The following is a 14,276-nucleotide window of genomic DNA, read 5'->3' as shown; positions in this document are numbered from 1 at the left end:
CTGGCGGCCGGCCTACGAACGCTTGAGCACCCAGCCGGTGCGGCCCGTGTTCCAGCTGCCCACGAGTCCCAGCCCACCCATGACGTTGCTCTGCATGGGCCTGATTTGCGAGAGGCCGCTGCGTGCCATCTCGTTATTGTCGAGCTCGTTGAGCGAACGCATGAACCGATAGTACTCGGGCGTGATGCGAAGCAGCTCCACCTGGTAGGCGCGGGCAAAGTCGTAGGAGTAGACGTAGCCGGTCTCGGGGTCATGATAGGATGCCGAACTGGAGGGGTTCACGTTCAGATGGAGCGTGTAAGTGGCCCCATTGATGGTGGCGTCGTCGAAGATATAGAGGTTGCCGTAGAAAGAGTTGGAGAAGCCAAAGTTGTCGTCTATCTCCGTGGGCGGCATGAGCAGGGGCTCGCTCTGCGTGTTCACCTCGGGGTAAGTATAGATGGAATCGCGGAACTCCACCCGAGCCGAGTCGAGTGAAAGCTGGTCGCGTTTCTGCACGTAGTCGGCGTAGTCGTAGAAGTAATAGATGGAGTGGCCCCCGTCGGTATAGCCCGTGGCACTGCCGCGATAGTGCTTCACGCGCACCCGCACGGCGTAGTAGCAGCGGGTGGCAGGGTCGTCTGTGAACGTGGCCATGACTTGATCGAAGCGGCGCGACTGGCCCTCGTCGGGGATATAGATGGGTATGTTCTCTGCCACCTGCAGGTTGCCCACGGCCACAGTGTCGGGAATGACGGTGGAGGCGCTCACAGGAGCCATGCCGTCGGCCTCGACGCTGAGGCTCACGCGGTCGCCGGCCTGCTGGCGGCCCACCACGCGATAGAAGCCCTTGCCCATGGGCTCGGCCTGGAGCTGGCGGCCGTCCACGCTGTAGCTGATGCGGGCATTGGACACGACGGTCACCTTCACGGAGTCGTTGTAAGCCTTGATGGGGATGCTGCGGCTCACGCCGATGTAGGTGGTGTCGCCCACGGTGGGCATGCAGTAGACCACGAGACGCGGGGTGTCGGACAGCGTAGTGAGTGTCACCTCGTCCTTGCACGAGGCGAGGGCCAGGGTGACGGCGGCCATATAGAGGAGTTTTCGGATCATGATGGTTGGGTGATGAGGGTTGTGTGATGGATGAATGGTGCGGTGCGGCGGTGCCCGGGGGATGTGGCCGGGCGGGCCGCCGTTAGAACTTGATGGTGTAGCTGAACGAGGGCACGACGGGAATGTAGGCGTGGTTCTTGATGTAGAAGCGCCCGTCCTTGTGCTGGCGTATCTCGGTCCAGAGCGAGTTCAGGTGGCAATACACATTATAAAGACTGATGTTCCAGATGCGCTCGTGGCCGTGTTTGGTGGTGTGGTGGAAGTCGAAACCGATGTCGAGCCGGTGGTAGGCGGGGAGCGTGAGGTTGTTGGGACGCTCGTAGACCCACATGGTGCGGCGTTCGTCGCCATAGATGAGCTGCCGGTAATCCACCTGTCTGCCGTCGGGCACGTTGGGTGTGGCGGTGAGCTGGGTGGGCATGGTGAGGCGGTTGCCGCTGTGCAGGCTCCAGACGGCGAAGGCCGAAATCTTGGAAGTGAGCTTCCAGCGGGCCGTGAGGTTCAGCTTGTGGCGGTTGTCGAACTTGTCGTTGTACCAGTCAGAGTAGAAGTCGGCGTAGCGACGCTGGTTCCATGAGAGGGTGTAGGCGCCCTGGAGTTCCAGCCGGTGGGTGGTGTACCGGGTGTCGAGCTCGATGCCGTAGAACCGTCCGCGGCCGTCCATGACGAGCAGATCCCAGTTCTCTGCGGGCGGCTCCAGACTCGACCAACTGGCATATTGCAGCAGGTGGCGGCTCTGCTTGTAGTAGCCTTCGAGCGAGAGCAGCCAGTGCCGGCCCGGCTGCACGTAGACGCCTGCCGCCGCCTGCCACGAGCGCATGGGCTTCAGCCGTTCGGTGGTGGGCACCCAATAGTCGGTGGGCAACTCGAGGATGGAGTTGGAAATCTTGTGCACATACTGCGTCATGGTGGTGAACGAGGCCTTGAACGAGAGGGCCTCGGCGGGCTGATACTTCATGGCCACGCGCGGGTCGAGAGTGGCAAAGGTCTTGGTGCCAATGCTGAAGAGGGCCGCGTTGACGCCGCCGTTGAGGCTCCAGCGGCTGTTGATGGTGAACTCGTCTTCGGCATAGACGTTCCACTCGTGGGCCGTGTGGCGGTTGTGGCTGTCCGTGCGCAGGGTGTCGCCTTTCTGCGAACTGTCGCTGGAGAAGTTGTACTGCGTGCGGGTCTGCGGCTTGAACGCGTGCCAGGTATAGTCGTGACCGAAGCGGACGTGGTGGTGGGGCGAGGGCCGGTAGTCGAACGACACGCGATAACCCAGGTCGTTAATCGTTGACCGGTACTGGTGTTCGTCGTGCGACGCATACGACAACTTGTCGTCGCGATACATCCGGTCGTCCTCGAGCGTGTGGAGTTTGGCGTGGTTGTAGGTGTAGACGGCGGTGAAGTTGGCAAAGAGTTTGGGTGAGAAGATACGGTTCCAGTTGAGTGCAGCATTGAGGTTTCCCCAGCTGAACTTGTTCTTGGTGAGGTCTCGATTGGTGGCGGAGTTGTACGTGTCGCGCCAGTCGTCCTTGGTGTTGAGCTTGTCCTGACCCGAGTAAAGGCTCAGTGACAGGCGCGAGACGGGGCTGAAAATGTGGGTGACCTTGGCGTTGAGGTCGTGGAAGAAGTAGTTGAAGCTGATCTTTTCCTCGTCGTTCAGCCGGCTGGCAATGGCCGAGGCGGGGCGCGTGAGCAGGTCGATCCAGCTACGGCGCAGTCCTATATTATAAGAGGTCTTGTCCTTGACGATGGGGCCTTCGAGGTGGAAGCTGCCGTCGAGTAGCCCGATGCGGTAGCTGCCGTGGGTGTGCTCGAAGTCGCCGTCGCTGGTGCGTACGTCGATGACCGACGACAGGCGGCCGCCGTAGCGGGCGGGGAACCCGCTCTTGTAGAAGTCTACGTTCTTCACCACGTCGGTGTTGAAAGCCGAGAACAGGCCCATGGTGTGGTTGATTTGGTAGAGTGGTGTGCCGTCGAGCAGGAAGAGGTTCTCGTCGTTGTTGCCGCCATGCACGTAGAGTCCGCTGGCCAGCTCCATGCCCTCGGCCACGCCGCTGGTGCGCTGGAGCGTCTTCACCACGTCGGGACTGCTCAGCAGGGCAAACTCCGTCTGGATGTCGCGGCGCGAGAGCGACCGCTTGCCCGTCTGCGTGTTGAGCAGCGGCGAGTTGAGGTCGCCCGTGACTACCACCTCGCCCAGCCGGGCATTCTCCTTGAGGCTGACGTCGAGCCGCTGGTCGGCGGTGAGGTCAAGGGTCTGTTCGTAGTCCTCGAATCCGATGTAGCTGTAGCGCAGCCGGTGCTGTCCCTCGGGCAGGGTGAGCGAGAAGAAACCGTAGGCATTGGTCATGGTGCCCTGTCCGGTGGTGTGGTCGTAGACGGTAGCGTTGATCAATGTCTCGCCGTCGGCATCGCGCACAAAGCCGCTCACGGTGTGCGAGCGGCGTGCTTTCTCTCGCTTTTGTGGGGTGGGCGAGGCGGTGGGAGTGGCTTGTCGGGGCTTGTCGGGGCTTGCCGGCTTGAGCATGACGTAGCTGCCTTTCTGTTCGTAGCCGATGCCGGTGCCGCGAAAGAGGGTGTTCAGGGCCTCGCGCAGCGGCATGCGCGAGAGCGACGGGCCGTCGTAGGCCCGTGTTACGGGGATGGAAGCATCGTAGACAAAGTTCACTTGGTGTTGTCGGTGCAGCTGTTCCATCTGCTGCTTGATGGTGTTGGCGTGTGGCTTGCCCTGCGCACCTGCGGGCATCGCTGCCAGCAGGGCGACAGAGAGAAGCAAGGTCGAAAGACCGATTTTGAAGATATTCATTTTGCTTGTGTCGTGCAAGTTTCTGCCGCTATAACGTGGCGGGCCGTAAATCCCCCCATGTCGGCAGGACAAAATTTTCTTCTTTCTTCATCCTTGGGTGTTCCGACATAATAACATATTGGCTGGCGCGGTAGGGTTTAGACATAGTAACATAATAACAAAAGGCTGGCGCGGTGGAGTTTAGACATAGTAACATAATAACAAAAGGCTGGCGCAGTGGGGGAGATTAGGGGGATAAAAAATCATCGCGCAGCCAATATGTTATTTTGTTACTATGTCTAAACTCCACCGCGCCAGCCTTTTGTTATTATGTTACTATGTCTAAACCCCTCATGTTGCTCTGTCAGCGGCCGGGTTCGGGGCGGGCAACGAGGGCTTCGCCCAGCTTGCGCTGCAGCACGCGGGCGTCGAGAACCGACATCTCGCTGTCCATAATGGCGAACGCCAGCAGGTGGCCGTTGCTGCCCCGGCAGTATCCGGCCAGCGAGCTGATGCCGTAGGGGTGGGAGAGGGTGCCGGTCTTGGCGCGGATTTTGCCGCGCGTCTTCGGCCCGGCCAGCTCGCGGCGCAGCGTGCCGTCCACGCCCGCGATGGAGAGTTGGGCCAGCAGCAGCCGGTAGATGGGCCTGTGGCGGTAGGCGTAGCGCAGCACGGTGGTGAGGGCTTCGGGCGAGAGCCGGTTGTGGGTGCAGAGGCCGCAGCCGTCGTGCACGACGAGCGCACTGTCGCGCAGTCCCAGCTCCTCGCGCATGAACCGGCGCAGGTAGGCCACGCCGGCCGCCGTGGGCTCGGCCCTGGGGTCGGCGCGATGGCCGATGGTGTAGAGCAGGGCCGTGGCTTGGGTGTTGGAACTGTGCTTCCACATGCGCTCTGTAACGCGGTCCACGGAGCGGTAGAAGCGGAAGATGCAGTGCGACCCGCGCGGCGTGCGGCCCAGCGCCACCTGGCTGTCGGCCACGCTGACGCCCCGTGCGCGCAGGGCGGCCGTGAGCTCTTTCTGCACGCGCGGCGCCCCTTTGTAGAGCAGTCCGTAGTGCGAGAAACTCAGATCCCACGGATACCAGTGGGCCTCGCTGCGCACGGGGTCGTGCAGTTGCAGGTCGAGCAGCAGCCGGCCGCCGATGCGGCGGATGCCCTTGCGGCGCAGGGCGGCGGCAAACTGGCCGAGGTCGGGGCCGTTGAGCTGCGGGTCGAGGCCGGCCCTGAACGTCACGTCGCCGCGCAGCGTGTCGCCCACGACCTGTCCGCGCGTGTAGATGGAGGTGGCATAGAGGTGGCGCGTGCCCAGCAGGTGCAGGCCGGCCACGCCGCTGAGCAGCTTGAGGCACGAGGCCGAGGGCAGGGCCTTGCGCTCGTTCAGCCCGTAGACGGGGCGGTCGGCCGTGAGGTCGTAGACGTGGAAGCCCAGCCGGCCCTGCGGGCGCGGGGCGGCGGCCAGGTCGGCCAGCCGGCGGCGCAGGGCCGGGTCGACGGGCAGAGTATGTTGCGAAGAAGTGTCGGCGGCCGGCTGGCGGCCCTTGGAATTGTCGCTGCTGCACGAGCCCAGCAGCGTGGCAAGCAGCAGCCCCATGAGGCAGGGGCGGAGCGTGTGTGTGAGTTTCAAGATATGGTTCTTTTGTTTGCGCATGCGTTGTTTCCTTGCAAAGTTACGCATTAAAATCGGCTTGACGGCCCCTTTGTCGGCTAAAAATGACGGTTTTTGCGGTCTGCCGCGCCCCGTCTGCGATGAAGCCCACCCTGTCTGCGGTGAAGCCCGCCCCGGTAGCGCCGGGTGCAGATTTGCCGCCAAATGATTGGCCATGTCGGAAAGAAATGCTAATTTTGTCGCGTTTACCGAGAAACGGTAGGCCGACAAACCGAAAACAGAAACAACCGAATGATGGAAAAGAAATATCGCATCGCCGTGGCCGGCACGGGATATGTGGGCCTGAGCATCGCCACCCTGCTGAGCCAGCACCACCAGGTGACGGCCGTGGACGTGGTGGCAGAGAAAGTAGACATGCTCAACCGCCGCCGGTCGCCCATCCAGGACGAATACATCGAGAAATACCTGGCCGAGAAAACGCTCGACCTCACCGCCACACTCGACGGCGAGGCGGCCTACCGCGGGGCCGACTTCGTGGTCATTGCCACCCCGACCAACTACGACTCGGCGAAGAACTACTTCGACACCTCGCACGTGGAAGAGGTCATCCGGCTGGTGCAGCGCGTCAACCCCGAGGCCGTGATGGTCATCAAGTCCACCATTCCCGTGGGCTACACCGAGGCCGTGCGGCGCAAGTACGGCTCCCGCAACATCATCTTCGCCCCCGAATTCCTGCGCGAGAGCAAGGCCCTCTACGACAATCTCTACCCCAGCCGCATCATCATCGGCCGGCCCGCCGGCGACGAACGCCTCGACCGCGCGGCCCACGTGTTTGCCGACCTGCTGAAAGAGGGCGCCCTGAAACCCGACGTGGAGACGCTCTTCATGGGGCTCACCGAGGCCGAGGCCGTGAAGCTCTTTGCCAATACATACCTTGCCCTGCGCGTGAGTTACTTCAACGAGCTCGACACCTACGCCGAGGTGAAGGGACTCGACACGCAGGACATCATCCGCGGCGTGTGTCTCGACCCGCGTATCGGCTCGTTCTACAACAACCCCTCCTTTGGTTACGGCGGCTACTGTCTGCCCAAGGACACCAAGCAGCTGCTGGCCAACTATGCCGACGTGCCCGAAAACCTCATCCAGGCCATTGTGGAGAGCAACCGCACGCGCAAGGACTTCATTGCCGACCAGGTGCTCCACAAGGCCGGCTACTACGACTACTACAACCGCGGCGACTACAGCGAGGCGGCCGAGCGGCGGTGCATCGTGGGCGTGTACAGGCTCACGATGAAGAGCCAGAGCGACAATTTCCGCCAGAGCAGCATCCAGGGAGTGATGAAGCGCATCAAGGCCAAGGGGGCCGAAGTCATCATCTACGAGCCCGCGCTACAGGACGGCACCACCTTCTTCGGCAGTCGCGTGGTGAACGACCTGGCCGCCTTCAAGCAGCAGAGCCAGGCCATCATTGCCAACCGCTACGAGCCCGCGCTCGACGACGTGCGCGAGAAAGTCTACACCCGCGACATCTTCCGCCGCGACTGAACCCGGCCTTCTGCCGCCCCGCCGCCGTTGCCTCCGCAGCGAGCGACGGGTGTGTGCCAAAACTCCGAAGTGTTGCCGATTTGTAAGGGCACGGCCCGTGTGTGTCCGAAAACAGGGCGAATAGTTTCCTTAAACTATTCGCCCTGTTGCGTTTGTCCGTTTGTCGCGCTGCGACGGCTCGTTTCTCGCGTGGCGATGGCGGCGTAATCGCGTGGCGAAAAACGGTTTTTCGCGCTGCGACGATGGCGTAATCGCACGGCGGCAAACGGTTATTCGCGTAGCATAGGCGGCGTGGTGGCGGTGCGACGGCTCCGCGGGGTCAGTCGATGGAGAGTAGCGAGTCGGTGATGATGTCGGCTCCTGCGGCGCGCAACTCGGCCTCGGTGCCATTGCCGTAGGTCACGCCGCAGGTGCGGCATCCGGCTCCGCGGCCCATGAGGATGTCGTAGTGCATGTCGCCGATGACCAGTGCGTCGGTCGCGTTGAGGCCGAAGTGGGCCAGCGTCTGGAGCACGGGGCAGGGGTCGGGCTTGGGCCGGGCCACGTCCTCGCAGCCCAGCACGAGCGAGACGTACCGGCCCAACTGCATCTCGCGGACGAAGGCCATGAGCGACTCGTGGCCGCGGCTGCTGGCCAGCGACACCCGCGCGCCGCCCTCGTGCCACCGGCGCATGGCCTCGGCGGCCCCGGGAAACAGGGGCGCCACGCCCGACTTTTGGCTGGCGGCAAAGCGTCGGCGGTAGATGTCGACGCACGCCTGTACCTGCGTCTCGGTGAGAGGCATCAGCATGCGGAAGCATTCGGCCAGCGGCAGTCCGATGGTTTGGCTGCACGCCTCGTGGCTGCGCGCGGGCAGACCGGCCTCGCGCAGGGTGGCCTGCATGGTGTCGGTGATGATTCGGTTGGTGTCGGCCACGGTGCCGTCGAAGTCGAGAATGTAGAGCTTGTACATGGGATCAGCGTTTGGCCAGGTACTTGTCGATGAGCGTCTGGCAGGCGTCCTCGATGAGGCTGATGGCCAGCTCGAAGCCGGCCGCGCCGCCATAGTAGGGGTCGGGCACGCTGGCATGGCCGGCATAAGCGTTGAACAGCGTGCTCATGGGCGTCACGCGGGCGCGCTGTTCCGGGGTGCGCGTGCGCGACATCACGGCCTCATAGTTGTCGTCGTCCATGGTGACGATGAGGTCGAAGCGGTCCAGGTCGGTGCGGGCGTCGAACTGCCGCGCCCTGTGGTCGAACTCGTAGCCGTGCGCGCGGCCGTGGCTGCGCATGCGCTCGTCGGGCAGCTGCCCCACGTGCCAGCCGCCGATGCCGGCCGAGTCGATATGGACCAGATGGTCGAGGCCGCGCTGGCGCACCATCTTTTCCAGAATGCCCTGGGCCGCCGGCGACCGGCAGATGTTGCCCAGACAGATGAAAAGCACCGAGAAATTTCCTTTTTTTGTCATGGTGGTGTGGTTCTTGCCCGGCGGTTGGCGGCGGAACGATTCCGCGGCGTGCCGTCGGCAGAGGAATTGCAAAAGTACGGAAAAATCCCGATACGGCCATCAAAAACGCCCCGGTTTGTGAGTCCGGGGCGTTGGTTTGCAGGTTATTCTTCGTCGTTGTCGTCGTCCCAGAGGCTGGGCTTCGGCTCCATGCAGGCTCCGCCGTCCTTGGACAGCGGGGCCGTTGTGGGCGTGTGGGAGACGGGAATGGAGGCCGAGGCCTGGAGCAGACAGCTTTCTGCGCTCATGGCGCGCGTCTGGACGGTGGGTGCAATATACTGTTTTTTCATGATGTTGGAGTTTGCAGATGAATGTTTGATGGGGTGTGGCGACGGCGTTCAGCGGTTCACGAACTTGTGTCCGTTCTTCACCACGATGCCCTTGTAGCCTTTGTCCACGCGCTGTCCGGCCAGGTTGTAGAGTGCTTCGCTGTCTGGTTGGGCGGTGGCATGAGGCTTCCCGATGGCCGTGGCCTCGGCAGAGACGATGGGCAGATGCTTGGCACCGGCGGGCAGACCGCCGAGATAGGCCTTGCCGGCAGGGATGGAAGTGCCGGCGGCCAGTGGGGCAAAGACGGCCCTGCCGTCCTCGGCGGCCAGCACATGGAAGGCTGCATCGTAGGCCACTTCGGCCGTGGCGGCCAGCAAGTCGTTGTCGGCCACGGGGTCGGCAGCGGCATCCGTGGTCTCCATGGCGTAGGATGTGCCAGGCGTGCCCTTGACCACGACACCCGTCCGGGCCGGAATCACCTTGCCCGCCAGCGGGGCGAGCACGATGGCCGTGGGCGTGGCCCGGGCCGTGTAGACCGTGAGGCCCTCGGGAACGATGGTGTTGCAGGTACCCGAGAACGTGGCATAGCCCACGTCCGAAATGCCGAGCGGCATGGCCTCGGCCAGGTAGAGGGCAGTGACATTTGCCGTACTTCCCCAAGCCACCTTGATGCAATTCAGGTGCACATAGCCCAGTGCATCGAGGCCGGTGAGGCTGAGCTCGGCGCGCCCGTCGCCGTCGAGGGTGACGCGTTGCTCATTGAGCGTGTTGTCTTCCTGGCGGTTGAACATCAGTCGCAGCGTGCCGCCCTTCTCGCCGATGACGATGAGCCGGGTGTAGCCCGTGAGGTCGGCATACTGCCTGTTCGACACGTTCACGTTGCCGTAGACCACACCGCCCCCGCCGAGGGCCGTGCCCAGGTTGAGCTGGCAGTAGGGCGCATCCGTGGTTTGCCGGGCTTCGGCACCCACGCCGTCCCACACATGGAACAGGCTGCTCGCCAAGGCGGGCAGGGCAGGAGCCTTGACAACCTCCTTGACGAGGTAGAGCCGGGAGATGTTTGCCGTGCCGCCCCAGGGCACCTTGATGCAGTTCAGGTGCACGTAGGGACGGGTGTCGATGTCGCCAAGATCCAGTTCGGCCCGGCCGTCCTCGCCCAGCGTCACCACCTTCTCGGTGGGTGCTGTGTCGTCGGACTGCCGGTTCAGCAGCACGCGGAGGCGGCCGCCGGCCTGTCCCAGGGCCACGAGCTTGGTGTGTCCGGTGAGGTCGGCATACTGCGTGGCCGACACATTGCCGTTGCCGTAGACCACGGCGCCGCCCTCGAGGGCGGTTTCGAGCTGCATGGTGAAGTACTTGCCCTCTTCGGATGGCTGGGCGTTGGCCCCCACGCCGTCCCATACGTGGAACAGGCTGGACGTGAGTTCGGTTTCCTGGGTCTCCTGCGCGGAGACGGTGGTGCCGGTCAGCAGCAACAGTGCCAGACCGAGCAGACGGGTTGTTTTTCTCATGATTTTATAGGGTTTAGGGTTTCGGCTGGGGTTGACGGCTCATGTCTGCGGGGCCTTGTGACGCGCTTCGATCTGGCGGTTGATGTCGTCTATGACCTCGTCGGTGAGCTCATAGCGCGAGATAATGAGCATGGCCACCACGAGCAGCAGGGCCGGCAGCACGGCCACGAGCCACAGAATGCCCTGCTCGGCCAGTGCGCTCTGGGTGGTGGCATTGGTCCGGTCGAAGCCCACCAGGGCCAGCACCAGGCCCGGCACCACGCCGCCCAGGGCCATGCCGGCCTTGTAGAAGATGCCGGTCAGGGCGTTGACGATGCCCGAGATGCGGCGCCCGTGGGTGTATTCGCCGTAGGAAATCACCTCGGGCACCAAGGCCCACATGTAGCCTGTGGCCACAATGACGCCCGTAGACTTGACAAATTGCGCCACGTAGACCAGCCAGACCTGCGACCGCAAGGCCGGTATCATCGAGATGGCATAGAGCATAGCCATGCCCAAAATGGCGATGCCGAGGAATGCAAAGAACATCTGCTGCTTGCCGATGGCCCGCTTGATGGCGGGCACCAAGGGCATGAAGATGAAGGCCGGAACGGAGCCCAGGGCCATGAAGTTGGCCATCTGGTCGGGCGTGCCGTGCACATTGTAGATCATGTAATAGCTTCCTGCCGAGTTGCCGACGGCCATCATGGCAAATGCCGTGACGAAGAAGAAGGCCAAAACGCGCAGCGGACGGTTGCGCACGAACTCGGTCCAGAGGTCGGACACGCGCACGTTGGCCGTCTCGCTGCGGTCCATGACCACGCGCTCGCGCGTCTGGCTGAAGCAGAAAAAGAGCAGCGCGAGGCCCACAAGCGCGTAGACCAGCATCGTGACGAACCAGGCACCGGCGGCCTCCTGCGTGTTCACCTGACCGCCGGGAGCCAGTGCAGCCACCAGCTTGGGTATGCCGTAGGCCACGGCCAAGCCGCCCAAATTGGCAAAAAGCATGCGTACGGAGGTGAGCACCGTTATCTCGTTGGTGTCGCGGGTGAGGGACGCATTGAGTGCGCCGTAGGGCACATTGATGAGCGTGTAGCACATCGACATGCCCACATAAGTGGCGTAGGCATAGGCCAGCGAGCCGTGGAACCCGTTCCAGAAGCACAGCACGGCGAAGCCCGTGAGCGGGATGCCGCCCAGCACCAGGTAGGCGCGGTACTTGCCCAGCCGGGGCGAATGCTTGTCGACAAAGGTTCCCACGAGCGGGTCCCACAGCACGTCGACCAGCCGCACCACGAGAAACATGAACGCGGCCGAGGCCGGATTGAGGCCGTAGACGTTGGTATAGAAGATCAGCAAGTACATGCCGATGGTCTGGTAGATGAGGTTTTGCGCCAGGTCGCCCGAGGCAAAGCCCGTGCGCTGCAGCCAGGAGAGCTTGTAGAAGCCGCGCTCTTCGGCGGCCGCGCCGTTGGATTCTTGTTGCATGGCAGGTGTGTGACTGTTGTGATGGATGCGTGGAATGTCGGGCGCAAAGATACGGAGTTTGGCGCGGGCGGGGCTTTTCGGATGTTTCCAAAGGTTTTGCTTTTGTATCACAACCGGCCGCACGCACCGCCCGGAGGCGGAAGAAAGAAGGAAAAGAGACAAACAAGAAAGTGCCGTTTGGCCGATGTTGCGTATCTTTGCACCATGAAACCACTCAAACAGGAAATGATATGAAACGTACAAGTCAAGTTCGGGGCCGCCGGATCGCCCGGTGGGCCGCCGGCGTGCTGCTCTGCATGGGGGCTGCCGCAGCCGCCCAAGTCCATGCCCCTGCCGCCCCGCGGCCCAGGCTTGCGGCCCCGCAGCCGCCGCATGCCGCCCCCGACGGGCTGCCGGCCGGCAGCCGTTTGGCCTCGACGGCCGAGCCCGGCAACGACTATCCGCGCGTGGACAGCCTGCGGCGGGCCTACTTCCGCCTGGCCGCCCCCGGGGCCAGCCGTGTGCAAGTGGAGATATGCGGCCGGAAATACGACATGCAGCGCGACGCCCGGGGCGTGTGGACGGCCGTGAGCGAACCGCTTGCCGTGGGATTCCACTACTATTTTCTGCTCGTCGATGGCGTGCAGGTGGCCGACCCCGCCACCGCCACCTTCTTCGGTTGCTGCCGCCAGGCCAGCGGTATTGAGATTCCCGAGGGCCCCGAGGGCGACTACTACCGGCCCCGGCAGGGCGTGGCCCACGGGCAGGTGCGCTCGGTGACGTACTACGCCGAGAGCACGCGGGAGTGGCGGCGAGCCATGGTCTACACCCCCGCCGAGTATGAGACGGGCACGCGCCGCTACCCCGTGCTCTACCTGCAGCACGGCATGGGCGAGGACGAGACCGGCTGGAGCCGGCAAGGCCAGCTGCCGCACATCATGGACAACCTCGTTGCACGGGGCGAGGCCGTGCCGATGGTGGTGGTGATGGAGAGTGGCGACGTGAAGGCTCCGTTCCGCGGAGGCTCCAACGAGGCCGGGCGGAGCGACTACGGCGCGACGTTTTACAAGGTGCTGCTGAACGACCTTATCCCCATGGTGGACCGCACTTTCCGCACCCTCTCCGACCGCGACCACCGGGCCATGGCCGGCCTCTCGTGGGGCGGGCACCAGACGTTCGACGTGGTGTTTACCCATCTCGACCTCTTTTCCTACGCCGGAGCCTTCAGCGGCGCCATCTTCGGGCTCGACGTGAACCAGACCTACGGCGGCATATTTTCGCGCCCGGCCGAGGTGAACAGCCGTCTGCACTATCTGTTTCTGGGCTGCGGCAGCGAGGAGGACATGGGCACCGGCCGCCTGGTGGCCGACCTGCGGCGGGCTGGCGTGCGGGTGGACAGCTATGTGTCTGTGGGCACCCACCACGAGTGGCTCACGTGGCGGCGCTGCCTCAGGGCTTTCGTGCCCCATCTGTTCAAACGCTGACGCCCGGCCCGCAGCGTGGGGGGCGCCGGCGAAAAGGCCGCGGAGGCGTTGCGATAACGGTGCAACGGCGCGGCGATGACGGTGTGATCGAGACGCGACGACGGCGTAACCGCATTGCGATTACGCCGTCGTCGTTTGGGGATTCCGGCACGGTGGTGGCGGAGGTGCGGCCTGACGGTAGTGTCGCGGCCGCATGGCGGGAGCGTTGCGCCCGTGTCATGGTGGCGGGTCGGCCGCCCCGGGGCACCGGCACGAGCCGTTCGCATGGGCTGCCCGGCTATGCCTGGGCTTCGAAATATTCCTCCAGCCGCCGGGTGGCCGAGCCGGAGGTGTTGGGCAGGTCCTCGATGATGCGGCCGTGTTCGAGCAGGGCCACGCGCGTGCTGATGTCGATGGTGTGCTGCAGGTTGTGGCTGCTCACGAGGATGGTGGCCCCTGTAGCGGCGTGGTGGTCGAGGAGGAGCTTCTTCAAAAGGTTCTGGCTCGAGGGGTCGAGAAAGTTGAACGGCTCGTCGAGAACCACCAGCTCGGGGCGGGAGAAGAGCACGGAAATGATGCCTACTTTCTGTTTGTTGCCCGCGCTGAGGTTGCGGATGAGCTTCTTCTGGCCGAACACCTCGTCGTGGGCGAAGGGCAGGAACGGGGCCACGGCCGAGCTTTCGGGGTGGTTCCAGTCGATGGCGGGCAGTCCGCTGATGCGGGCAATGAAGTCGAGATACTCCTCGGGCGTGAGGAAGTCGATGAGGAAACGCTCGTCGATGTAGGCTCCGGTGAGCGATTTCCAGGCCTCCGACTGGGCGGGCAGGATGGGCTCGGGGTCGGGTTGGCCGGCCGTGGGGGCGGGCAGCAGCGTCACCTGGCCCGCATCGGCCTTGAGCAAGTCGAGCACAAGACGGAAGAGCGTGGTCTTGCCCGCGCCGTTGTTGCCCACGAGTCCGAGGATGTCGCCGTGGCCGACGGTGAACGAAGGGATGTCTACGGCCGTCTTGTCGCCGAAGGTTTTGAGGAGTTGGTGGAGTTGGATTTGCATGTCGGGATGATGGGTTGGAACGGGAAAAGGAG

10 protein-coding genes and 1 pseudogene are annotated in these 14,276 nt (G+C 63.6%); 2 read left to right on the top strand and 9 right to left on the bottom strand.

Annotation, left to right across the window (positions count from 1 at the left end):
• Positions 1-12 precede the first annotated feature (12 nt).
• The 3 genes from PREDE_RS09750 to PREDE_RS09740 form a co-directional block, all read right to left on the bottom strand.
• On the bottom strand, positions 13-1,092 hold the full coding sequence (locus PREDE_RS09750) for a DUF4249 domain-containing protein (protein WP_005846963.1): 1,080 nt from the start codon (positions 1,090-1,092) through the stop codon (positions 13-15).
• A gap of 82 nt (positions 1,093-1,174) precedes the next feature.
• Entirely contained in the window at positions 1,175-3,886 is a 2,712-nt protein-coding gene (locus PREDE_RS09745; RefSeq protein WP_005846961.1) for a TonB-dependent receptor, read from the bottom strand.
• A gap of 343 nt (positions 3,887-4,229) precedes the next feature.
• On the bottom strand, positions 4,230-5,513 hold the full coding sequence (locus PREDE_RS09740; RefSeq protein WP_015310436.1) for a D-alanyl-D-alanine carboxypeptidase/D-alanyl-D-alanine-endopeptidase: 1,284 nt from the start codon (positions 5,511-5,513) through the stop codon (positions 4,230-4,232).
• 252 nt (positions 5,514-5,765) lie between these two features.
• On the opposite strand from PREDE_RS09740, the gene PREDE_RS09735 reads away from it, so the two are divergent.
• A complete protein-coding gene (locus tag PREDE_RS09735) occupies positions 5,766-7,016 on the top strand; it encodes a nucleotide sugar dehydrogenase (protein ID WP_015310435.1) in 1,251 nt (416 codons plus the stop codon).
• 319 nt (positions 7,017-7,335) lie between these two features.
• Here the strand turns inward: PREDE_RS09735 and PREDE_RS09730 are convergent, their stop codons facing one another.
• The 5 genes from PREDE_RS09730 to PREDE_RS09710 form a co-directional block, all read right to left on the bottom strand.
• Positions 7,336-7,968, bottom strand: a complete 633-nt coding sequence (locus tag PREDE_RS09730) for an HAD family hydrolase (RefSeq protein ID WP_005846955.1) — start codon at positions 7,966-7,968, stop codon at positions 7,336-7,338.
• A gap of 4 nt (positions 7,969-7,972) precedes the next feature.
• Positions 7,973-8,464 (bottom strand): low molecular weight protein-tyrosine-phosphatase, encoded by a 492-nt coding sequence (locus tag PREDE_RS09725; protein ID WP_005846953.1) that lies wholly within the window; start codon positions 8,462-8,464, stop codon positions 7,973-7,975.
• Positions 8,465-8,607: 143 nt separating this feature from the next.
• Positions 8,608-8,793 carry a hypothetical protein gene (locus PREDE_RS09720; protein WP_005846951.1) on the bottom strand — a complete coding sequence of 62 codons (186 nt, stop codon included), beginning with the start codon at positions 8,791-8,793 and terminating at the stop codon, positions 8,608-8,610.
• 48 nt (positions 8,794-8,841) lie between these two features.
• The gene (locus PREDE_RS09715) at positions 8,842-10,284 is read right to left on the bottom strand and encodes a hypothetical protein (protein ID WP_005846950.1); all 1,443 of its coding nucleotides are present in this window, start codon (positions 10,282-10,284) and stop codon (positions 8,842-8,844) included.
• Between the two features lie 39 nt (positions 10,285-10,323).
• Positions 10,324-11,751, bottom strand: a complete 1,428-nt coding sequence (locus tag PREDE_RS09710) for an MFS transporter (RefSeq protein WP_005846948.1) — start codon at positions 11,749-11,751, stop codon at positions 10,324-10,326.
• A gap of 401 nt (positions 11,752-12,152) precedes the next feature.
• Here PREDE_RS09710 and PREDE_RS09700 point away from each other — a divergent pair.
• Positions 12,153-13,214: pseudogene (locus PREDE_RS09700) on the top strand (alpha/beta hydrolase-fold protein); the annotation flags it as partial.
• A 277-nt stretch (positions 13,215-13,491) separates the two neighbouring features.
• On the opposite strand, the gene PREDE_RS09695 reads toward PREDE_RS09700, so the two are convergent.
• Positions 13,492-14,244 carry an ABC transporter ATP-binding protein gene (locus PREDE_RS09695; protein WP_015310433.1) on the bottom strand — a complete coding sequence of 251 codons (753 nt, stop codon included), beginning with the start codon at positions 14,242-14,244 and terminating at the stop codon, positions 13,492-13,494.
• Positions 14,245-14,276 lie beyond the last annotated feature (32 nt).

It is taken from the genome of Prevotella dentalis DSM 3688 (assembly GCF_000242335.1).
Taxonomy (GTDB): domain Bacteria; phylum Bacteroidota; class Bacteroidia; order Bacteroidales; family Bacteroidaceae; genus Prevotella; species Prevotella seregens.
Note: the sequence above shows the minus strand (reverse complement) of the source record. Positions and strands in the feature narration are given on the sequence as shown.